Source organism: Pseudomonas sp. CP-1 (genome assembly GCF_021213715.1).
Classification (GTDB): Bacteria; Pseudomonadota; Gammaproteobacteria; order Pseudomonadales; family Pseudomonadaceae; genus Pseudomonas; species Pseudomonas aeruginosa.
Genome location: NZ_JAJQKY010000005.1, coordinates 263,849 through 282,173 on the forward strand (window position 1 = coordinate 263,849; position 18,325 = coordinate 282,173).

General features: G+C 66.6%; 19 protein-coding genes. 12 read left to right on the forward strand and 7 right to left on the reverse strand.

Annotated features, from left to right (window positions below; genetic code table 11):
* The first annotated feature begins 86 nt into the window (after nt 1-86).
* Nucleotides 87-1,391, forward strand: coding sequence for a ferredoxin reductase family protein (locus LT948_RS13005; protein WP_073657358.1), 1,305 nt, complete (start codon nt 87-89; stop codon nt 1,389-1,391).
* Between the two features lie 56 nt (nt 1,392-1,447).
* On the opposite strand, the gene metK is transcribed toward LT948_RS13005, so the two are convergent.
* The gene (metK, locus tag LT948_RS13010) at nt 1,448-2,638 is read right to left on the reverse strand and encodes a methionine adenosyltransferase (protein ID WP_003084948.1); all 1,191 of its coding nucleotides are present in this window, start codon (nt 2,636-2,638) and stop codon (nt 1,448-1,450) included.
* Between the two features lie 15 nt (nt 2,639-2,653).
* Nucleotides 2,654-3,655, reverse strand: coding sequence for an ArsR/SmtB family transcription factor (locus LT948_RS13015; RefSeq protein WP_058170764.1), 1,002 nt, complete (start codon nt 3,653-3,655; stop codon nt 2,654-2,656).
* Between the two features lie 246 nt (nt 3,656-3,901).
* On the opposite strand from LT948_RS13015, the gene tkt reads away from it, so the two are divergent.
* Together tkt and LT948_RS13025 are read left to right on the forward strand one after the other, a co-directional pair.
* The gene (gene tkt / locus LT948_RS13020) at nt 3,902-5,899 is read left to right on the forward strand and encodes a transketolase (RefSeq protein ID WP_003110216.1); all 1,998 of its coding nucleotides are present in this window, start codon (nt 3,902-3,904) and stop codon (nt 5,897-5,899) included.
* Entirely contained in the window at nt 5,899-6,963 is a 1,065-nt protein-coding gene (locus LT948_RS13025) for a hypothetical protein (RefSeq protein WP_003101600.1), read from the forward strand. The genes tkt and LT948_RS13025 overlap by 1 nt, the downstream gene beginning before the upstream one ends.
* On the opposite strand, the gene otnI is transcribed toward LT948_RS13025, so the two are convergent.
* The gene (otnI, locus tag LT948_RS13030) at nt 6,944-7,741 is read right to left on the reverse strand and encodes a 2-oxo-tetronate isomerase (RefSeq protein WP_003084956.1); all 798 of its coding nucleotides are present in this window, start codon (nt 7,739-7,741) and stop codon (nt 6,944-6,946) included. The genes LT948_RS13025 and otnI overlap by 20 nt on opposite strands.
* A 214-nt stretch (nt 7,742-7,955) precedes the next feature.
* On the opposite strand from otnI, the gene epd reads away from it, so the two are divergent.
* The 6 genes from epd (at nt 7,956) to LT948_RS13060 (ending at nt 12,692) form a co-directional block, all read left to right on the forward strand.
* Nucleotides 7,956-9,017, forward strand: a complete 1,062-nt coding sequence (epd, locus tag LT948_RS13035) for an erythrose-4-phosphate dehydrogenase (RefSeq protein WP_003084958.1) — start codon at nt 7,956-7,958, stop codon at nt 9,015-9,017.
* 5 nt (nt 9,018-9,022) lie between these two features.
* Nucleotides 9,023-10,186, forward strand: a complete 1,164-nt coding sequence (locus tag LT948_RS13040) for a phosphoglycerate kinase (protein WP_003084960.1) — start codon at nt 9,023-9,025, stop codon at nt 10,184-10,186.
* A gap of 72 nt (nt 10,187-10,258) precedes the next feature.
* Complete coding sequence (locus LT948_RS13045) at nt 10,259-10,459, forward strand: hypothetical protein (RefSeq protein WP_003084961.1); 201 nt, start codon at nt 10,259-10,261, stop codon at nt 10,457-10,459.
* A gap of 159 nt (nt 10,460-10,618) precedes the next feature.
* Complete coding sequence (locus tag LT948_RS13050) at nt 10,619-10,960, forward strand: MliC family protein (RefSeq protein WP_023098395.1); 342 nt, start codon at nt 10,619-10,621, stop codon at nt 10,958-10,960.
* Between the two features lie 119 nt (nt 10,961-11,079).
* Nucleotides 11,080-12,144, forward strand: a complete 1,065-nt coding sequence (fba, locus tag LT948_RS13055) for a class II fructose-bisphosphate aldolase (RefSeq protein ID WP_003084964.1) — start codon at nt 11,080-11,082, stop codon at nt 12,142-12,144.
* A gap of 65 nt (nt 12,145-12,209) precedes the next feature.
* Nucleotides 12,210-12,692, forward strand: coding sequence for a hypothetical protein (locus tag LT948_RS13060; protein WP_033996010.1), 483 nt, complete (start codon nt 12,210-12,212; stop codon nt 12,690-12,692).
* Nucleotide 12,693: 1 nt separating this feature from the next.
* On the opposite strand, the gene LT948_RS13065 is transcribed toward LT948_RS13060, so the two are convergent.
* Nucleotides 12,694-13,119: a YybH family protein gene (locus tag LT948_RS13065; RefSeq protein WP_003084968.1), complete on the reverse strand. Its 426-nt coding sequence runs from the start codon at nt 13,117-13,119 to the stop codon at nt 12,694-12,696.
* Between the two features lie 230 nt (nt 13,120-13,349).
* On the opposite strand from LT948_RS13065, the gene LT948_RS13070 reads away from it, so the two are divergent.
* The gene (locus LT948_RS13070) at nt 13,350-14,117 is read left to right on the forward strand and encodes a class I SAM-dependent methyltransferase (protein ID WP_073657357.1); all 768 of its coding nucleotides are present in this window, start codon (nt 13,350-13,352) and stop codon (nt 14,115-14,117) included.
* Here LT948_RS13070 and LT948_RS13075 read toward each other — a convergent pair.
* Nucleotides 14,114-15,292 carry an NAD(P)/FAD-dependent oxidoreductase gene (locus tag LT948_RS13075; RefSeq protein WP_003084970.1) on the reverse strand — a complete coding sequence of 393 codons (1,179 nt, stop codon included), beginning with the start codon at nt 15,290-15,292 and terminating at the stop codon, nt 14,114-14,116. The two genes, LT948_RS13070 and LT948_RS13075, sit on opposite strands and share 4 nt — an antisense overlap.
* 112 nt (nt 15,293-15,404) lie before the next feature.
* Between LT948_RS13075 and LT948_RS13080 the strand changes: the two genes are divergently transcribed.
* Both LT948_RS13080 and LT948_RS13085 read left to right on the forward strand, forming a co-directional pair.
* On the forward strand, nt 15,405-15,893 hold the full coding sequence (locus LT948_RS13080) for a M48 metallopeptidase family protein (RefSeq protein WP_003084971.1): 489 nt from the start codon (nt 15,405-15,407) through the stop codon (nt 15,891-15,893).
* A 25-nt stretch (nt 15,894-15,918) separates the two neighbouring features.
* Nucleotides 15,919-17,073, forward strand: coding sequence for a hypothetical protein (locus LT948_RS13085; RefSeq protein ID WP_003118883.1), 1,155 nt, complete (start codon nt 15,919-15,921; stop codon nt 17,071-17,073).
* A 1-nt stretch (nt 17,074) separates the two neighbouring features.
* Here LT948_RS13085 and LT948_RS13090 read toward each other — a convergent pair whose 3' ends face one another.
* Both LT948_RS13090 and LT948_RS13095 read right to left on the reverse strand, forming a co-directional pair.
* Complete coding sequence (locus tag LT948_RS13090; RefSeq protein WP_073657356.1) at nt 17,075-17,749, reverse strand: HAD family hydrolase; 675 nt, start codon at nt 17,747-17,749, stop codon at nt 17,075-17,077.
* A gap of 128 nt (nt 17,750-17,877) precedes the next feature.
* Nucleotides 17,878-18,231: a DUF805 domain-containing protein gene (locus LT948_RS13095; protein WP_003084974.1), complete on the reverse strand. Its 354-nt coding sequence runs from the start codon at nt 18,229-18,231 to the stop codon at nt 17,878-17,880.
* Between the last annotated feature and the right edge of the window lie 94 nt (nt 18,232-18,325).

Sequence of the window (18,325 nt, forward strand, 5' to 3'; positions counted from 1 at the left end):
TTCCCCCATGAAGTTAAGGGACAATTAAGACTGGACGCGCAGGGTTCATTCCAGCGATTCGCGCGTTCTGTCGGGGAGTGGTGCCAATGAAACTGTTATGGGGAGTTCTCGCCGCCGCGCTGGCGGCCTGGGGCCTGACGCTGGCCGTCGATCCGCCGGCGAGCCTGGATATCTGGGTGGTGCGCAAGCAGGCGATCCTGCTTACCGGGGTAGCGTCCTTCGCCCTGATGTCGTTGATCATGCTGCTGGCGGTGCGTCCGGTCTGGCTGGAGAAGCCGCTGGACGGGCTCGACCGCATGTACCGCCTGCACAAGTGGGCGGGCATCCTGGCCATCGTCCTCGGCCTGTTGCACTACCTGCTGGAGTTGGCCGGCCCCTGGCTGGCGGGTATCGTCGGCAAACCGGTGAAAGGCCCGCGGGTGGAAACCTTCCTCGATGTCTTCCGTGGCTCGGCCAAGGAGTTGGGTGAATGGTCGGCGTGGATTCTCGGCGGGATGCTGCTGATCACTCTCTGGCAGCGCTTCCCGTATCACCTCTGGCGCTATGTGCACAAGGCGTTGGCCCTGGTCTACCTGGTACTGGCCTTCCATTCCGTGGTGCTCGCCCCGGCCAGCTACTGGAGCCAGCCGGCCGGCTGGCTGGTGGCGGCCTGCGCACTGCTCGGTTCGGCCTGCGCACTGTTGTCTCTGAGCGGGCGGATCGGTCGCGCGCGCCGCCATGCGGGCGTGGTCACCGCCGTCGAGCGGCGCGGCGAAAGCCTGCTCGAGGTGACCTGCCGGCTGCAGGGCGACTGGTCGCACAGGGCCGGGCAGTTCGCCTTTCTCACCTGCGACCGCCTGGAGGGTGCCCATCCGTTCACCATCGCCAGCGCCGACCGCGGCTGCGGCGAGGTGCGCTTCAGCATCAAGGCGTTGGGCGACTACACCCGGCGCCTGCAGGACAACCTGGAGGTCGGCGCCAGGGTCGAGGTGGAGGGGCCATACGGCTGCTTCGACTTCCGCCGTGGCCTGGCCGGGCGGCAGGTCTGGGTCGCCGCCGGGATCGGCGTGACGCCGTTCATCGCCTGGCTGGAGTCGCTGCAGGCCGCGCCGGAAAGCGCGCCGTCGGTGGAGCTGCACTATTGCGTGCGCAATTCCCAGGAAGCGCTGTTCGCCGGGCGCTTGCGCGAGCTTTGCGAACGCTTGCCCAGCGTGACCCTGCACATCCGCTATAGCGACGAGCAGGGCAAGCCGCAGGCGGCGCAACTGGGCGTGCTGAAGAGCGCCGAAGGACGCTGGCCGAGCGTCTGGTTCTGCGGTCCGCAGGGGCTGGCCGACAGCCTGCGCCGCGATCTGCGCCGGCAGGGCATGCCGCTGCGGCTGTTCCACCAGGAAACCTTCCGCATGCGCTGAGCCTGCCGGAAACGAAAAAGCCCCGCCGAAGCGGGGCTTTTTCATCGCGCGGTCGCTCAGAGGCCGGCGGCGTCGCGCAGGAGAGCGGCCTTGTCGGTCTTCTCCCAGGTGAACGCGGTGAAGGTATCGCCGTCCACGGTCAGCTCGAACGGATGACGACCGAAGTGGCCGTAGGCCGCGGTCGGCTGGTACATCGGGTGGAGCAGGTCGAGCATCTTGGTGATCGCGTACGGGCGCAGGTCGAAGTGCTCGCGGACCAGTTGCACGATCTTCTCGTCGCTGACCTTGCCGGTGCCGAAGGTGTTGATCGAGATCGAGGTCGGCTGGGCCACGCCGATGGCGTAGGAAACCTGGATCTCGCAACGCTCGGCGAGGCCGGCGGCGACGATGTTCTTCGCCACGTAGCGGCCGGCGTAGGCGGCGGAGCGGTCGACCTTGGACGGGTCCTTGCCGGAGAACGCGCCGCCGCCGTGGCGGGCCATGCCGCCGTAGGAGTCGACGATGATCTTGCGTCCGGTCAGGCCGCAGTCGCCGACCGGGCCGCCGATCACGAAGTTGCCGGTCGGGTTGATGTGGAACTGGGTGTCCTTGTGCAGCAGCTCGGCCGGCAGCACCTGCTTGATGATCAGCTCCATCACGCCGTCGCGCAGGTCGTTATAGGAGACTTCCGGGTTGTGCTGGGTGGACAGCACCACCGCATCGATGCCGACCACCTTGCCGCCTTCGTAGCGGCAGGTCACCTGGGACTTGGCGTCCGGGCGCAGCCATGGCAGCAGGCCGGACTTGCGCGCCTCGGCCTGGCGCTCGACCAGGCGGTGGGAGAAGCAGATCGGCGCCGGCATCAGCACGTCGGTCTCGTTGCTGGCGTAGCCGAACATCAGGCCCTGGTCGCCGGCGCCCTGGTCTTCCGGCTTGGCCCGGTCGACGCCCTGGTTGATGTCCACCGACTGCTTGCCGATGATGTTCAGCACGCCGCAGGTGGCGCCATCGAAGCCGACGTCGGAGCTGTCGTAGCCGATGTCGATGATGACCTTGCGCACCAGCTCTTCCAGGTCGACCCAGGCGGAGGTGGTGACTTCACCGGCGATGATCGCCACGCCGGTCTTGACCAGGGTTTCGCATGCCACGCGAGCGTACTTGTCCTTGGCGATGATGGCGTCCAGCACCGCGTCGGAGATCTGGTCCGCGATCTTGTCCGGATGGCCTTCGGACACGGACTCGGAGGTGAAAACGGAATATTCGCTCATCAATCGGTTCCTACATTACCGGTGGGTGAGGCGGCTTTCGGATGCATCCCTGGCGAAGTGCCGGACCTGGATCTGGAAGCCATTGCGTAAACCAATGTAAAGACTCTCGCCGGGCGTGAACCCTGCGGCGTCGGCCCACTGGGCCAGGTCCTCCTGTTCGAAACCCAACCAGAGGTCGCCGCAGGCCTCCCTGGCCCAGCCCTGGTTGTGCCGGCACAAGTCCGTCACCAGCAGGCTGCCGCCCGGATGGACCAGGCGGGCCAACTGTTTCAGCGCCTCCGCCGGCGCGGCGAAGTGGTGCAGGACCATGTTCAGCACCACGCAATCGGCCGGTTCGGCGGCGTCCTGCAGGGCATCGGCCAATTCCAGGCGGACGTTGCCCAATCCTTCTTCCTTGCAGCGCTGGCGCGCCAGTTCCAGCATCGCCGCGCTGTTGTCCAGCGCCGTGACCTGGCGGAAACGCCTGGCGAGTTCCGGCAGGAACCCGCCGTCCCCCGGGCCGACCTCCAGCGCCGTGGCGCCGGGGGCGAAGGCCAGTGCGTCGAGCAAGGCCAACACGCTCTCACGGTATTGCGGCAGTCCTGCGATCAGGTCCTGCTGGGCCTGGAACTTGTCCGCCGCGCGGGCGAAGAAGTCCTGGCTGACCGCCGCGCGCTGGGCGTGCACGGCATCGATCCGCGCCCGCACGTCGTCGGGTAGCGCCCGTTCGTCCACTTCCTCCAGCAGCGCCGCGTGCAGCGCGCCGCCGGTGCGTTCGGCCAGGGGCAGCGAACGTCGGTAGAAGATCGCGTTGCCTTCGCGGCGCGTCGCCACCAGCCCGGCCTGGGCCAGCACCTTGAGGTGGTGGCTCATGCCCGACTGGCCGATGGCGAAGATCTGCGCCAGCTCCAGCACGCCGAACGAATCGTTGGCCAGGGCGCGCAACACGTTCAGTCGCAGCGAGTCGCCAGCCGCCTTGCACAGCGCGGCGAGCGGGTCGTAGTCGTCTGGTCGTATCGAAGGCACGCGAAGGCTCATGGAGGCGCAGTCTAGTACCGGGTCCGAACCCCGGCAATGCCTGTATCAAAAATTTTTGATATTGATGACGGGTGGCCGTCGCGCAATTGCAATCCGGCTGCGCCAGGCTTCTGGCAAAACCGGTCGGCAGCGACATACTGTCCCCCTGCCGATCTGTCATTGCCCCTTGGGCCTTCGGTGGGCGAAAATGGCGCCCTTTTTTTCACTCCTGGTCTTCCGACCAGCAACCCCCGTAGGAGAATTGCGATGCCCAGCCGTCGTGAGCGAGCCAATGCCATCCGTGCACTGAGCATGGATGCCGTGCAGAAAGCCAACAGCGGCCACCCGGGCGCCCCGATGGGCATGGCCGATATCGCCGAGGTCCTCTGGCGCGACTACATGCAGCACAACCCGAGCAACCCGCAGTGGGCCAACCGCGACCGCTTCGTGCTGTCCAACGGCCACGGCTCGATGCTGATCTACTCCCTGCTGCACCTCACCGGGTACGACCTCGGCATCGAGGACCTGAAGAACTTCCGCCAGCTCAACTCGCGCACCCCGGGCCATCCGGAGTACGGCTACACCGCCGGCGTCGAGACCACCACCGGTCCGCTCGGCCAGGGCATCGCCAATGCGGTGGGCATGGCGCTGGCGGAGAAGGTCCTGGCCGCCCAGTTCAACCGCGACGGCCACGCGGTGGTCGACCACTACACCTACGCCTTCCTCGGCGACGGCTGCATGATGGAAGGCATTTCCCATGAGGTCGCCTCGCTGGCCGGCACCCTGCGCCTGAACAAGCTGATCGCCTTCTACGACGACAACGGCATTTCCATCGACGGCGAGGTCCACGGCTGGTTCACCGACGACACCCCGAAGCGCTTCGAGGCCTATGGCTGGCAAGTGATCCGCAACGTCGACGGGCATGACGCCGACGAGATCAAGACCGCCATCGATACCGCGCGCAAGAGCGACCAGCCGACCCTGATCTGCTGCAAGACCGTGATCGGCTTCGGCTCGCCGAACAAGCAGGGCAAGGAAGAGTGCCACGGCGCGCCGCTGGGTGCCGACGAGATCGCCGCGACCCGCGCCGCGCTGGGCTGGGAGCACGCTCCGTTCGAGATCCCGGCGCAGATCTACGCCGAGTGGGACGCCAAGGAAACCGGCGCCGCCCAGGAAGCCGAGTGGAACAAGCGTTTCGCCGCCTACCAGGCCGCCCATCCGGAACTGGCCGCCGAACTGCTGCGCCGCCTGAAGGGCGAGCTGCCGGCCGACTTCGCCGAGAAGGCCGCGGCCTACGTCGCCGACGTCGCCAACAAGGGCGAGACCATCGCCAGCCGCAAGGCCAGCCAGAACGCGCTGAACGCCTTCGGCCCGCTGCTGCCGGAACTGCTCGGCGGTTCCGCCGACCTGGCCGGCTCCAACCTGACCCTGTGGAAGGGCTGCAAGGGCGTCAGCGCCGACGACGCTGCCGGCAACTACGTGTTCTACGGCGTGCGTGAATTCGGCATGAGCGCGATCATGAATGGCGTCGCCCTGCACGGCGGTTTCATTCCCTACGGTGCGACCTTCCTGATCTTCATGGAATACGCGCGCAACGCCGTGCGCATGTCCGCACTGATGAAGCAGCGCGTGCTCTACGTGTTCACCCACGACTCCATCGGCCTCGGCGAGGACGGCCCGACCCACCAGCCGATCGAACAACTGGCCAGCCTGCGCCTGACCCCGAACCTGGACACCTGGCGCCCGGCCGACGCGGTCGAGTCGGCGGTGGCCTGGAAGCATGCCATCGAGCGTGCCGACGGTCCGTCCGCGCTGATCTTCTCCCGCCAGAACCTGCCGCACCAGGCGCGCGACGTCGCCCAGGTGGCCGACATCGCCCGCGGCGGCTACGTGCTGAAGGACTGCGAAGGCGAGCCGGAACTGATCCTGATCGCCACCGGTTCGGAAGTCGGCCTGGCCGTGCAGGCCTACGACAAACTCAGCGAGCAGGGCCGCAAGGTCCGCGTGGTATCGATGCCATGCACCAGCGTCTACGAGCAGCAGGACGAGTCCTACAAGCAGTCCGTGCTGCCGGTGGAAGTCGGCGCGCGCATCGCCATCGAGGCCGCCCATGCCGACTACTGGTACAAGTACGTCGGTCTCGACGGGCGCATCATCGGCATGACCAGCTTCGGCGAGTCGGCGCCGGCCCCGGCGCTGTTCGAGCACTTCGGCTTCACCCTGGACAACGTCCTGGCGGTGGCCGAGGAGCTGCTGGAAGACTGATGCACACGCTCTACTGGCGGGACCTCGAAAGCCCCGCCAATGGCGAATGGCTGGGCCTCGCGGTCCAGGTGGAGGGCGCCCATCGGGCGCCCTCTTTCCTTCATCTGCAATCCGGCGGCCAGGCCCGCATTCGCCTGATGCGTGGCGATCAGCCGCTGCTCTGGGCCACCCAGTTGCCGTACCACGATGGCATCTGGCTGGTGAAGAGCCTGGTCGCGGCGAGCCCGGCGCAGGCCAGCGTGCCGCCCATCGACTCGCCGACTCTGGAAGCGTTGCGCGGCCTGCGCGGCGAGGCCCGCTACAAGGCCTGGAGCCGCTATTTCGTCGAGACCCTGCGTACCAGCCCGGGCAGTTGCCTGGAGGCCGGGCGCTGGTTGCTGCGCCTGTCGCTCGCCGAGCAGGTGCCCGCCTGGCAGCCACCGCAGAGCCACGATCCGCGCGAACGGGTGCTGGAACGCTGGCGCTACCGCAGCGTCGGGCGCGACGCACTGTTGCCGGACTGGCGCTTCTACAGCCTGGAGAAGGTCCTCGACGACGACTGGGTGCAGTGGCTCGACTGGTGGGGGCGCGACAACGACGCCCTGATCGCCCTGCGCCGGGTCGAGGATGACGAGGGGCGGGTCAAGTGGTGGCGCAAGAAGGCCCGCGAAGGCGAGCTGCCGCCGGTGCTGGCGCTGCGCCTGAACTGCCTGGATGCCTGTGTGATCCTCGATGGCCACTGCCGGCTGCGCGCCGGCCTGCTGGAGAACGTCGCGCCGGAGATCCTGGTGCTCTGCGCCTACGACGAGCAGCCGATGCCGGTGGATACGGCACAGCGCGAACGGGTGCTGCAATCGCTGGCGCAGCGGGTCGACGCGCCGGTGCGCCGTGGACGCCGGCCGCTGGATAGCGAACAGCTCAACCAGGTGCTGCTGCGCCTGTTCGACGACCGTCCCTGGCCGCGAGTGCTGACCCGTGCACGCGCGGTGCTGAAGGAAGAACAGTGGTGCGCGGAAGTGCGCGACTGGCTGGCCGCCCGCGAGCGCCTGGACGCGCTGGAGCCGATCATCCGTCGCGTCGAGTAGCGCGCCAGCGCCGCAGCCATTCCAGGCCTGCCGAGGTGTCGCCGCGCGGACGGTACTCGCAGCCGATCCAGCCCTGGTAGCCGAGCCGGTCGAGTAGCTCGAACAGGTAGGGGTAGTTCACTTCGTTGTCGTCATCCGGCTCGTGGCGGTCGGGTACCCCGGCGATCTGGACGTGGCCGATATTGCCGATGTCGCGACGCAGGGTGGTGGCCAGGTCGCCCTCGACGATCTGGCAGTGGTAGCAGTCGAACTGTACCTGCAGGTTGTCCGCGCCGACCTCGCGGCAGATGGCCTGGGCGTCGTCCTGGCGGGTGAGGAAGAAGCCCGGCATGTCGCGGTTGTTGATCGGCTCTATGAGCACCGTCAGCCTGGCGCCGGCGGCTTCGCGGGCGGCATGGGCGAGGTTGTCGAGGTAGGTCTCGCGGTGGCGGATGCGGTCGGCGCCGGCCGGCAGCAGTCCGGCCATGACATGGATGTGGCGGTTGCCGAGGACCTGGGCATAGTCGATGGCCTGGGCGATGGCGCGGCGGAATTCGGCCTCGCGCCCCGGCAGGCTGGCCAGGCCGCGCTCGCCCTTGTCCCAGTCGCCGGGTGCGGCATTGAACAGCACCTGGCGCAGGCCGTGGTCGTCCAGCCGGGCCTTCAGTTCGGCCGCAGGGTAGGCATAGGGGAACAGGTACTCCACGCCCTCGAAGCCGTCCGCCGCGGCGGCGGCGAAGCGTTCGAGGAAGTCGTGGCGGGGGTAGAGCATGCTGAGGTTGGCGGCGAAGCGGGGCATCTGGCGCTCCTGGCGGTCGGTGGATGCGGGCGAGCCTTGCACAGCGGAACGCGGTCGCGCCAGCCAGGTGTCGCATGAATCGTTTCAGCGCCAGCGCGCGAGCCGTCGCCGCGGCGCATGCCGCGCCGCGCGGGTCGCGGACGGTTCCCAGGCGGGCCCATCCCCCGCATAATTGGCGCCTTTCACTGGCCCCTTGCCGGAGCTATCCCTGCCGATGTCCACCCCGCCTTTTCGCGTCGCGCTCAATGGCTATGGCCGTATCGGCCGCTGCGTCCTGCGCGCGCTGCACGAGCGCCCGGAGCAACTGGGCTTCGAGATCGTCGCGCTGAACGACCTGGCCGACCAGGCCAGCGTCGAGTACCTGACCCGCTTCGACTCCACCCATGGCCGCTTTCCCGGCGAAGTGAAGGTCGACGGCGACTGCCTGCACATCAACGGCGATTGCGTGAAGGTGCTGCGCAGCCCGACTCCGGAGGCCATCGACTGGCAGGCGCTGCGGGTCGACCTGGTGCTGGAGTGCTCCGGCCAGTACACCAATCGCGCCCAGGCCGAGCGTTTCCTCCGCGCCGGCGCGCCGCGGGTGCTGTTCTCGCAGCCGATGGCGAGCGAGGCGGACATCGACGCCACCATCGTCTATGGGGTCAACCAGCAGGACCTCAGCGGCCGAGAAACGCTGGTCTCCAACGCCTCCTGCACGACCAATTGCGGGGTGCCGCTGCTCAAGCTGCTGAACGAGGCGATCGGCCTGGAATACGTGTCGATCACCACCATCCACTCGGCGATGAACGACCAGCCGGTGATCGACGCCTACCACCATGAGGACCTGCGCCGTACCCGTTCGGCGTTCCAGTCGGTGATCCCGGTGTCCACCGGTCTGGCGCGCGGCATCGAACGCCTGTTGCCGGAACTTGCCGGGCGCATCCAGGCCAAAGCCATACGCGTGCCCACGGTGAACGTCTCGGCGCTGGACATCACCCTGCAGACTTCCCGCGACACCTCCGCCGCCGAGATCAACCGGGTGCTTCGCGAGGCCGCCGAAAGCGGCCCGCTGCGCGGACTGCTGGCTTATACCGAGCTGCCGCACGCCAGTTGCGATTTCAACCACGACCCCCATTCGGCCATCGTCGATGGCAGCCAGACCCGCGTTTCCGGGCCTCGCCTGGTCAATCTGCTGGCCTGGTTCGACAACGAATGGGGATTCGCCAACCGTATGCTCGACGTCGCCGGACACTACCTGCGCGCCGCCGTGCCTGATCAACAAGTACCCAAGGACTGATTGTCATGACCGTGTTGAAGATGACTGACCTCGACCTCAAAGGTAAGCGCGTGCTGATCCGCGAGGACCTCAACGTGCCCGTGAAGGACGGCCAGGTGCAGAGCGATGCACGGATCAAGGCCGCCCTGCCGACCCTCAAGCTGGCCCTGGAGAAGGGCGCGGCGGTGATGGTCTGCTCGCACCTGGGCCGTCCGACCGAGGGCGAGTTCTCCGCCGAGAACAGCCTGAAGCCGGTGGCCGAGTACCTGTCCAAGGCCCTGGGCCGCGAAGTGCCGCTGCTGGCCGACTACCTCGACGGCGTCGAGGTCAAGGCGGGCGACCTGGTGCTGTTCGAGAACGTGCGCTTCAACAAGGGCGAGAAGAAGAACGCCGACGAGCTGGCGCAGAAGTACGCCGCGCTGTGCGACGTGTTCGTGATGGATGCCTTCGGTACCGCCCACCGCGCCGAGGGGTCGACCCACGGCGTGGCCAGGTTCGCCAAGGTCGCCGCCGCCGGCCCGCTGCTGGCCGCCGAACTGGACGCGCTGGGCAAGGCGCTGGGCAACCCGGCGCGGCCGATGGCGGCGATCGTCGCCGGCTCCAAGGTTTCCACCAAGCTCGACGTGCTGAACAGCCTGGCCGGCATCTGCGACCAACTGATCGTCGGCGGCGGCATCGCCAACACCTTCCTCGCCGCGGCCGGACACAAGGTCGGCAAGTCGCTGTACGAGGCCGACCTGGTCGAGACCGCCAAGGCCATCGCCGCCAAGGTCAAGGTGCCGCTGCCGGTGGACGTGGTGGTGGCCAAGGAATTCGCCGAGAGCGCCGTGGCGACCGTCAAGGCCATCGCCGAGGTCGCCGACGACGACATGATCCTCGACATCGGCCCGCAGACCGCCGCGCAGTTCGCCGAGCTGCTGAAGACCTCGAAGACCATCCTGTGGAACGGTCCGGTCGGGGTGTTCGAGTTCGACCAGTTCGGCGAGGGCACCCGTACCCTGGCCAATGCCATCGCCGATAGCGCGGCGTTCTCCATCGCCGGCGGCGGCGATACCCTGGCGGCGATCGACAAGTACGGCATCGCCGAGCGGATCTCCTATATTTCCACCGGTGGCGGCGCGTTCCTCGAGTTCGTCGAGGGCAAGGTCCTGCCGGCCGTGGAAATCCTGGAGCAGCGCGCCAAGGGCTGACGCAGACGGGGCAAACCATTCGCCGTCCTCGGGGGTCACACCTTTGAGGACGACGAAAAAAGGAGGTGCCCCATGCGTTCCGTAACCTTGCCACTCCTGATGTTCTGCCTGGGCCTGGCCGCCTGTAGCGGCGATGGCGGTCGACGCCCGAGCACCTGCGAGGTGATCAGTCCGCCGGACGTGATGGTGCCGACCGAGCAGAACCGCCAGCGGGTCGAGCAGCAGAGCAGCGGCGATCCGACCGCCGGACAAAAGCCGGTGGAATGCCCGTAGTGCTTTTCTGCCAGTTTCTACGGAAAGGGCTGGGGATTCGCCAGCGTACGCAGTAGCATTGCGCCTTTCCTGTGACAGGCAAGGCCAGCCGGCCGCCGCGCGGGCCGCTTGCGGCCCGGCGAGGTGCGGCGGAGCGTTCCGCACGGATGGAGGATGGACATGAACTACTCGCGTATCGCCCTGCTCGGCGGCTTCGCCGCCGCGGCCCTGCTGGCCGGCTGCTCCGGCTCCTCGGGCAAGCCCGGTGGCAAGGACTGGACCCGCTGGACCTGCGACAGCAAGGCGGTGATCGAATGGCGCTATATCGACGGCAGCAAGAACATCGTCGACCTGCGCCTGAAGGACGAGGACGACGTGGTCCACCATCTGGAGCAGGAACCTGCGGCCGTCGGCGCTTTCTATAGCGACGGACGCCTGGGCTTCCACCTGGAGAACGACGAAGGCCTGGTGTACTGGGTCGAAACCGACGACCTCATCGGTCGCGGTTGCAAGGCGCGCTGAGTCGCGCCGGCAGGGGCGCGGCGCCGCGACCGCTCCTCGCAAGGAACTTGAACCGGGCCTGCCCCTGCGGCAGGCTTCTGAATCACTGAACGACCCCGCGATTGGGAGATACGAGAACCATGGCACTCATCAGCATGCGCCAGATGCTGGATCACGCCGCCGAATTCGGCTACGGCGTGCCGGCCTTCAACGTCAACAACCTCGAGCAGATGCGCGCCATCATGGAAGCGGCCGACAAGACCGATTCGCCCGTGATCGTCCAGGCTTCCGCCGGTGCTCGCAAATACGCCGGCGCGCCCTTCCTGCGCCACCTGATCCTCGCCGCGATCGAAGAATTCCCGCACATCCCGGTGGTCATGCACCAGGATCACGGCACCAGTCCCGACGTCTGCCAGCGTTCCATCCAGCTGGGCTTCAGCTCGGTGATGATGGACGGCTCCCTGCGTGAAGACGGCAAGACCCCTGCCGACTACGACTACAACGTCCGCGTGACCCAGCAGACCGTGGCGTTCGCCCATGCCTGCGGCGTGTCCGTGGAAGGCGAGCTGGGCTGCCTGGGTTCCCTGGAAACCGGCATGGCCGGCGAGGAAGACGGCGTCGGCGCGGAAGGCGTGCTGGACCACAGCCAGTTGCTGACCGACCCGGAAGAAGCCGCCGACTTCGTGAAGAAGACCAAGGTCGACGCCCTGGCCATCGCCATCGGCACCAGCCACGGCGCCTACAAGTTCACCAAGCCGCCGACCGGGGACACCCTGTCGATCCAGCGCATCAAGGAAATCCACGCGCGCATCCCGGACACCCACCTGGTGATGCACGGCTCTTCCTCGGTACCGCAGGACTGGCTGGCGATCATCAACGAGTACGGCGGCGAGATCAAAGAGACCTACGGCGTGCCGGTCGAGGAAATCGTCGAGGGCATCAAGTACGGCGTGCGCAAGGTGAACATCGACACCGACCTGCGCTTGGCCTCCACCGGTGCCATCCGCCGCTTCCTGGCGCAGAACCCGAGCGAGTTCGACCCGCGCAAGTACTTCTCCAAGACCGTCGAGGCCATGCGCGACATCTGCATCGCTCGCTACGAAGCCTTCGGCACCGCCGGCAACGCTTCCAAGATCAAGCCGATCTCCCTGGAAGGCATGTTCCAGCGCTACGCCCGCGGCGAGCTGGATCCGAAGGTCAACTAAGCGCCTTCGTTCGAACGGGAGCCCCGCTGGTCGGGGCTCTTGCACATCCGCCCCGGGGAAATCCGATGCGCCGCTGGCTCCTGACCCTGCCGTTCCTCCTGCTGGCCGGTTGCGCTGGCCTGCACGCGCCGTCCCGCGACGTCGAGGAGGCCGCTTCGCCGAGCGTAGCGCGTGATCCCGCCGATCCGCAGGATTGCCTGGCGCGCAGCGACTGCACGACCAAGACTTCGCGCACCCTGCTGTTCGTCTTCGACTATGCAGAGGCCGGCGGCGAACTGGTGGTGCGCGACGGTCGCCGACTGGAAACCCCGCCGGCGCCGCAACGCTCCACCTGGCCGGCGTTGCGCATCCAGCTGGCCGAGCCGGTCAACGGTCGCTTCGAGTTCGAGAGCCCCTGCCTGCGCAAGAGCGGCAAGGGCTGCCGCTACAGCCAGGCTACGCTGCTGAAGGTCTACCGCAGCTACCTGGTCGGCAAGCCTTGCTCGCTGCTCAGCCCTCGCGCAGTGAAACGCTGCGCCGACCCGGCGACGACCGCCGCGCGGCGCTGAGTCAGGGCTGCAGGTCGAACAGCGCCTTGCCGTCCATGTCGAACGGCGCCGAGAAATGCTCGTGGATCACCTTCCAGCCGTCGCCTTGCTTGCGGTAGCCGGCGCTGACCCGCATCCACGAGGAGTGCGGCTTGCCGTCCGGGCCGGTGCCGCCGCAGTGGCAGAGGTAGTGGGCGAAGGCGACCTGCTGGTCGGCATGGATCTGCAGTTCGGCGATATCGAAGGTCATCGGTCCTTTGCACATCTCGGTGCAGGCCTGCCAGTGCTTCTGGTAGGCGTCGCGCCCCTTGAATTGCAATTGCAGGATGGCGTCGAAGGCGACGATGTCCTCCGCGTAGTACGAGACGATGCGCGGAACGTCGCTGGCGCGGACGGCGGCTCGCCAGTCTTCGATCAATTGGCGGATGGCGCTGACTTCGCTGCTCATGGCTGACTCCTGGTTGTGGCGGGGGATGCCGGCGTGTGCCGGAATGGCTTTTACCCTGGTCGTCGGGTGGGCCTTCGGATCGACAATAGCCTCTTCCCCGAGAGGTCCACGAAGCCCCTGACCAATGGCTGCGAGCCACGCTGCGCAAGGCTTTGAACCGTTCGTCTGGAATTCGGAGGAAAACCGCTGTGCTATACCTCGGGCTTTCCCTGCCGCCCAGGAGGTCCCTCATGTCGTCCGTACACAGCGCCGCCCAGCAAGGTTTCAGCGCCGAGGCCCAGCGTTACGCCCAGGGCCGGCCCGAGTACCCGGAAGCGCTCTCCGACTGGCTGCGCGATGCCCTTGGCCTGCGTCCGCAGACCGTCGCGGTGGAGCTCGGCGCCGGCACCGGCAAGTTCACCCGCCTGCTGGCCCGTACCGGCGCGCGGGTGGTCGCGGTGGAACCGGTGGATGCGATGCGCGCCCAGCTCGCCGAAGCCTTGCCGCAGGTCCAGGCGCTGGCCGGTAGCGCCCAGTCGATTCCGTTAGCCAACGGCTTCGCCGACGCCCTGGTGTGCGCACAGGCCTTTCATTGGTTCGCCACCGTGGAGGCGCTGGAGGAAATGCGCCGCGTGCTGACGGCGGAAGGCAGGCTGGGGCTGGTGTGGAACGTGCGTGACGAGTCGCTGGATTGGGTCGCCGAGATCACCCGCATCATCACCCCCTACGAAGGCGATGCGCCGCGTTTCTACAAGGGCGACTGGCGTCGGCCGTTCGAGCGTGCGCCCTTCGGACCGCTGCGACTTTCCACCTTCGCCTACGAGCATGTCGGCCCGCCGGAGCAGGTGATCGTCTCGCGCTTCCTTTCGGTGAGCTTCATCGCCGCCTTGCCGGAGACGGAAAAGAACGCCGTGGCGGCGCAATTGCGCGAGCTGGTCGCCAGCCACCCGGCGCTCAAGGGGAAGGAGCAGGTAGCGCTGACCTATCGCACCGAGGCCTATCTGGCCGAGGCGCGCTAGGCGTACTGCCCCGCCGCATAACCCGAGGCCCAGGCCCACTGGAAGTTGAAGCCGCCGAGATGGCCGCTGACGTCCAGTACTTCGCCGACGAAATACAGCCCCGGCGAGCGCTGCGACTCCATGGTCTTCGACGACACTTCGTCGGTGCTCACCCCGCCCAGGGTCACTTCCGCGGTGCGGTAGCCCTCGGTGCCCGAGGGCGTGACCCGCCAGGCCGAAAGCTGCCCGGCGATACCCGCCAGTTCGGTCGGGGTGTACTGTTTCATCGGCTTGGAGACGAACCAGCGGTCGGCCAGCAGTCCGGCGAGCTTCTTGGTGAACAACTCGGCGAGCAGGGTCTTCAGCTCGCTGTTGGGACGCTCGCGCTGTTGCTGCGCCAGCCATTCGCTGGCGTCGTGGTCCGGCAGCAGGTCGATTTCCAGGGTATCGCCCGGTTGCCAGTAGGAGGAAATCTGCAACATCGCCGGGCCGCTGAGGCCGCGATGGGTGAACAGCAGGTTCTCGCGGAACACTTGGCCGTTGCAGCTCACCCGGCAATCCACGGAGGTGCCGGAAAGCTCGGCGCACAGCTCCTTCAGCTGGTCGGTGATGGTGAACGGCACCAGCCCGGCGCGGGTCGGCAGCACCTCGTGGCCGAACTGGCGCGCCACCTGGTAGCCGAAACCGCTGGCGCCGAGGGTCGGGATCGACAGGCCGCCGCTGGCGATCACCAGCGACTCGCAGCGCATCTCGCCGGCGCTGGTACGCAGGCGGTAGCCGGCGTCGTCGCGGGCGATCTCTTCGATCGAGGTGTCCAGCAGGATTTCCGCTCCGGCCTCGGCGCATTCGCGCAGCAGCATCTCGAGGATGTCGCTGGACTTGTTGTCGCAGAACAGCTGGCCGAGTTTCTTCTCGTGGTACGGCACCTGGTGCTTGGCCACCAGGCCGATGAAGTCCCACTGGGTGTAGCGGGCCAGCGCCGACTTGCAGAAGTGCGGGTTGCGCGAAAGGAAGTTGGCCGGCTCGGTGTACAGGTTGGTGAAATTGCAGCGCCCGCCGCCGGACATGAGGATCTTCTTGCCGGCCTTGTTGGCGTGGTCGAGTACCCGCACGCGGCGCCCGCGCCCGGCCGCCGTCATCGCACACATCAGCCCGGCCGCCCCGGCGCCAACGATCAGCACATCTGTACTTGCCACTGTCCCACTCCGCTCATCGGAAACGGCGCGCATCTTACCCGAAGCGGCGGTCGGCCGCCGGAGCTCCCGACGCGGTACACTGGGCGTTTTCCGCGAACCGCCGGACCCGTGCATGATCCCCCTCAAGTACCTCCAGGCCTATCCCGCATCGCTGCAGGACCAGGTCCGCCAGCTGATCGCCGAGAACCGCCTGGGCGAGTACCTCGAGCGCCGCTACCCGGGGCGTCACGATGTGCAGAGTGACAAGGCGCTGTACGCCTACACCATGAACCTCAAGCAGGAACACCTGCGCAACGCGCCGGGCCTGGACAAGGTGCTCTACGACAACAAGCTCGACGTGGTCCAGCGTGCCCTCGGCCTGCACACCGCGATCTCGCGGGTGCAGGGCGGCAAGCTCAAGGCGAAGAAGGAAATCCGCGTGGCTTCCCTGTTCAAGGACGCCGCCCCGGAGTTCCTGCGGATGATCGTCGTCCACGAACTCGCCCACCTGAAGGAAAGCGAGCACAACAAGGCGTTCTACCAGCTCTGCCAGTACATGCTGCCGGACTATCACCAGCTGGAGTTCGACTTGCGGGTGTACCTGACCTGGAAGAGTCTCTAGCGGCTGTTACAAGGATGAATTCTCGATGGGAAGCGCTTCGCAACGTTCGGTGCAGGATCTTTATGAGGACGTGGGAGATCACTACCGGATCTTTATCCGGGCGCCATTCTTTCAATTGCTGAAACACAGGGACTACTGGGTTCCCCTGCTGTATTTCTTCTTCGTGTTGATCACGATGTTCTGGGACTTGTATTGCCACTCCGGACAGTACCTCTACGAAGCCAGGAGTCTGCTCCCTTTCTATCTGTTCCCGTTTCTGATCGCTGCGCTACGGATAGGCGATATCGTCGTCGATACGCGCTGTCGCAATGTGGAGAACCTGGGAGGCTTCGAGCGCTCCGCCGAGAGCAGTCGCTACGTCCAGCTTTCCCTCTACGAACGGCAATGGTTCCGGCTGCGGTACCGGGCCTATGGCGGTAACCTCCGCTGCCTGGCGGGCGATCTGGTGGAGAACTGGCGCCTCTGGAAGGAGGTGAATTCGAAGGCCGCGAAGGATATCGACGGCGCAGTGATGCTGCGATTCTTTCTGCCTCCCCGGGACCTTGCTCGTCTGGTCACGCTGTTGGCTGCGCTCATTGCGGTCATCGCCACTCTCATCATTACCCTGGGGGCTGACAGGCAGGGCTATTTCGAGTTTGTCGACAACCTGCCCGCCTATCTGAAACTGTATTGGGGCGTCGTTTTCATCATTGCCTTCAGCGGTCCATACATGATCTTCCTGGGGATGCAGGCGCGCCTGGTACTGCGCGCAATGATCGACGCATTGTCCATTTCCCAACCAAGCGACAAGCTGTTCTATCAATTCATCCAGCGGCTCATCTGGGCGGACGGAGTGAAACCGGCGAACCCCAGTGCCAACAGCAGGGTGCTACGGGCGGTCGACTCCATGGTCGACTTCTTCTACGAGGAGTGGAGAAGCGCCATCGGCAAGCTTGTGCTGTGGCTCGTTGCCCTGCTTGTGCTGCTTCTTTGCACGCTTTTGCATTGCCTGCTCCGAGTCTTTTCCTCGGCGAGAACGTTGGGAGAGGCGCTGATGCGGATTCTCTTGGCTGTTCTGGGGGGCGTTTGCTGGATAGTCGCGGCGATCCAGCGCTTGAATCTTGCCGTGCCCTTCCACTGGACCTTCTTCGTGCTGACGGGAACGGGAGCCTTGTTCGCAACCCTCTGCGGGCAGCCCTGACTCAGACTGTCCGGCGCAGGCGCGCCACGGTCTCCGGCAGTTCGCGCATGTGCTCGACGATGGCGATGGCGCCCAGCTCGCGCAGTACCTCGGCGTGCCCGGCGGGAATGTGCCCGGCGCCGACGAAGCCGATCACCCGCATCCCCGCGGCGAGGGCGGCGCGGGTGCCGGTGCTGCTGTCTTCCACCACCAGGCAACGCTCGGGGGCGACGCCGAGCAGGCTGGCGGCGTGCAGGTAGACGTCGGGTGCGGGCTTGGGCAGGGCGACCATATCGGCGCTGGCCAGGCGTTCGCCGATCAGTTCGCTGAGCCCGGCGCGCGCCAGCGAGCGCTCCAGGCTGTGGCGGCGGCTGTTGGAGGCCACCGCGACGGGCATATCCAGGGCCAGCAGCGCCTCGCGTGCGCCGGGAATGGGTTGGACCTGGGCGACCATCTCCTCGCTGCGCTGGCGCACCTCGCGGTTGAAGCTGTCGGGGATGCGCAGGCCGAAGTGCTTCTCGACGCGATCGAGGATGTCGCGGCTGGTCAGGCCGAAGGTGCCTTCCAGCAGGCGCTGCAGCTCCTCCAGCGGCGCGTAGGCGCTGAGCGCCTCGTACATCACGCGCTCGGCGATGACCTCGCTGTCGACCAGGACGCCGTCGCAGTCGGAAATCAGTGCGTCGATGGGATGGGGCATGGGCTACCTCGCTGCGGGCGTTGGCGCAGGGCGCCGGAGTGGGAGCGAGGCATTCTAACCCCGGTCAGGGGCGGGAAGGAAAACAGGGAGAGGGAGAACGCCGGGCCGTGCGGCCCGGCGGGAAGGAATCAGGCGATGCCTTTCGGGTTCTGGCCGTACTGGTTCTGGCCGGCGTCGCTGTCCTTGGCCAGCAGGTAGATCAGGTACAGGCCGACGATCGGGATCAGCGCGATCAGCATCCACCAGCCGCTCTTGTTGATGTCGTGCAGACGCCGGGCGGTGACGCCCAGGGCCGGCAGCAGCACGGCGAGCGAGTAGAGATTGGCGATCGGCAGGAGCTTTTCACTGATCAGGCCGAGCACGACGCTCAGCGCGACGGAGATGATGATGTTCACCAGGGTGAACATCCAGTATTCCTTGCGACGGGCACGCCCGTTGAAGTCGAAGTAGTGTTCCTTCACGCATTTCAGAAACCATTCCATGTTTGCCTCCTGGGCGTACTGGTAAAGCGGGAGAGTGGGTGCCGCGACAAGTACCCCCGCGCCTCCTTGCCGGGAAAGCACAGTGTAGCCGTAC

What these genes read in the sequence shown, in the direction of transcription:
- tkt (WP_003110216.1), top strand. Translation starts at nt 3,902, where the DNA reads ATGCCCAGCCGTCGTGAGCGAGCCAATGCCATCCGTGCACTGAGCATG.
- LT948_RS13080 (WP_003084971.1), top strand. Translation starts at nt 15,405, where the DNA reads ATGATCCCCCTCAAGTACCTCCAGGCCTATCCCGCATCGCTGCAGGAC.
- epd (WP_003084958.1), top strand. Translation starts at nt 7,956, where the DNA reads ATGTCCACCCCGCCTTTTCGCGTCGCGCTCAATGGCTATGGCCGTATC.
- LT948_RS13025 (WP_003101600.1), top strand. Translation starts at nt 5,899, where the DNA reads ATGCACACGCTCTACTGGCGGGACCTCGAAAGCCCCGCCAATGGCGAA.
- LT948_RS13070 (WP_073657357.1), top strand. Translation starts at nt 13,350, where the DNA reads ATGTCGTCCGTACACAGCGCCGCCCAGCAAGGTTTCAGCGCCGAGGCC.
- LT948_RS13090 (WP_073657356.1), bottom strand. Translation starts at nt 17,749, where the DNA reads ATGCCCCATCCCATCGACGCACTGATTTCCGACTGCGACGGCGTCCTG.
- LT948_RS13065 (WP_003084968.1), bottom strand. Translation starts at nt 13,119, where the DNA reads ATGAGCAGCGAAGTCAGCGCCATCCGCCAATTGATCGAAGACTGGCGA.
- LT948_RS13060 (WP_033996010.1), top strand. Translation starts at nt 12,210, where the DNA reads ATGCGCCGCTGGCTCCTGACCCTGCCGTTCCTCCTGCTGGCCGGTTGC.
- LT948_RS13050 (WP_023098395.1), top strand. Translation starts at nt 10,619, where the DNA reads ATGAACTACTCGCGTATCGCCCTGCTCGGCGGCTTCGCCGCCGCGGCC.
- LT948_RS13095 (WP_003084974.1), bottom strand. Translation starts at nt 18,231, where the DNA reads ATGGAATGGTTTCTGAAATGCGTGAAGGAACACTACTTCGACTTCAAC.
- LT948_RS13015 (WP_058170764.1), bottom strand. Translation starts at nt 3,655, where the DNA reads ATGAGCCTTCGCGTGCCTTCGATACGACCAGACGACTACGACCCGCTC.
- LT948_RS13040 (WP_003084960.1), top strand. Translation starts at nt 9,023, where the DNA reads ATGACCGTGTTGAAGATGACTGACCTCGACCTCAAAGGTAAGCGCGTG.
- LT948_RS13045 (WP_003084961.1), top strand. Translation starts at nt 10,259, where the DNA reads ATGCGTTCCGTAACCTTGCCACTCCTGATGTTCTGCCTGGGCCTGGCC.
- fba (WP_003084964.1), top strand. Translation starts at nt 11,080, where the DNA reads ATGGCACTCATCAGCATGCGCCAGATGCTGGATCACGCCGCCGAATTC.
- otnI (WP_003084956.1), bottom strand. Translation starts at nt 7,741, where the DNA reads ATGCCCCGCTTCGCCGCCAACCTCAGCATGCTCTACCCCCGCCACGAC.
- metK (WP_003084948.1), bottom strand. Translation starts at nt 2,638, where the DNA reads ATGAGCGAATATTCCGTTTTCACCTCCGAGTCCGTGTCCGAAGGCCAT.
- LT948_RS13005 (WP_073657358.1), top strand. Translation starts at nt 87, where the DNA reads ATGAAACTGTTATGGGGAGTTCTCGCCGCCGCGCTGGCGGCCTGGGGC.
- LT948_RS13085 (WP_003118883.1), top strand. Translation starts at nt 15,919, where the DNA reads ATGGGAAGCGCTTCGCAACGTTCGGTGCAGGATCTTTATGAGGACGTG.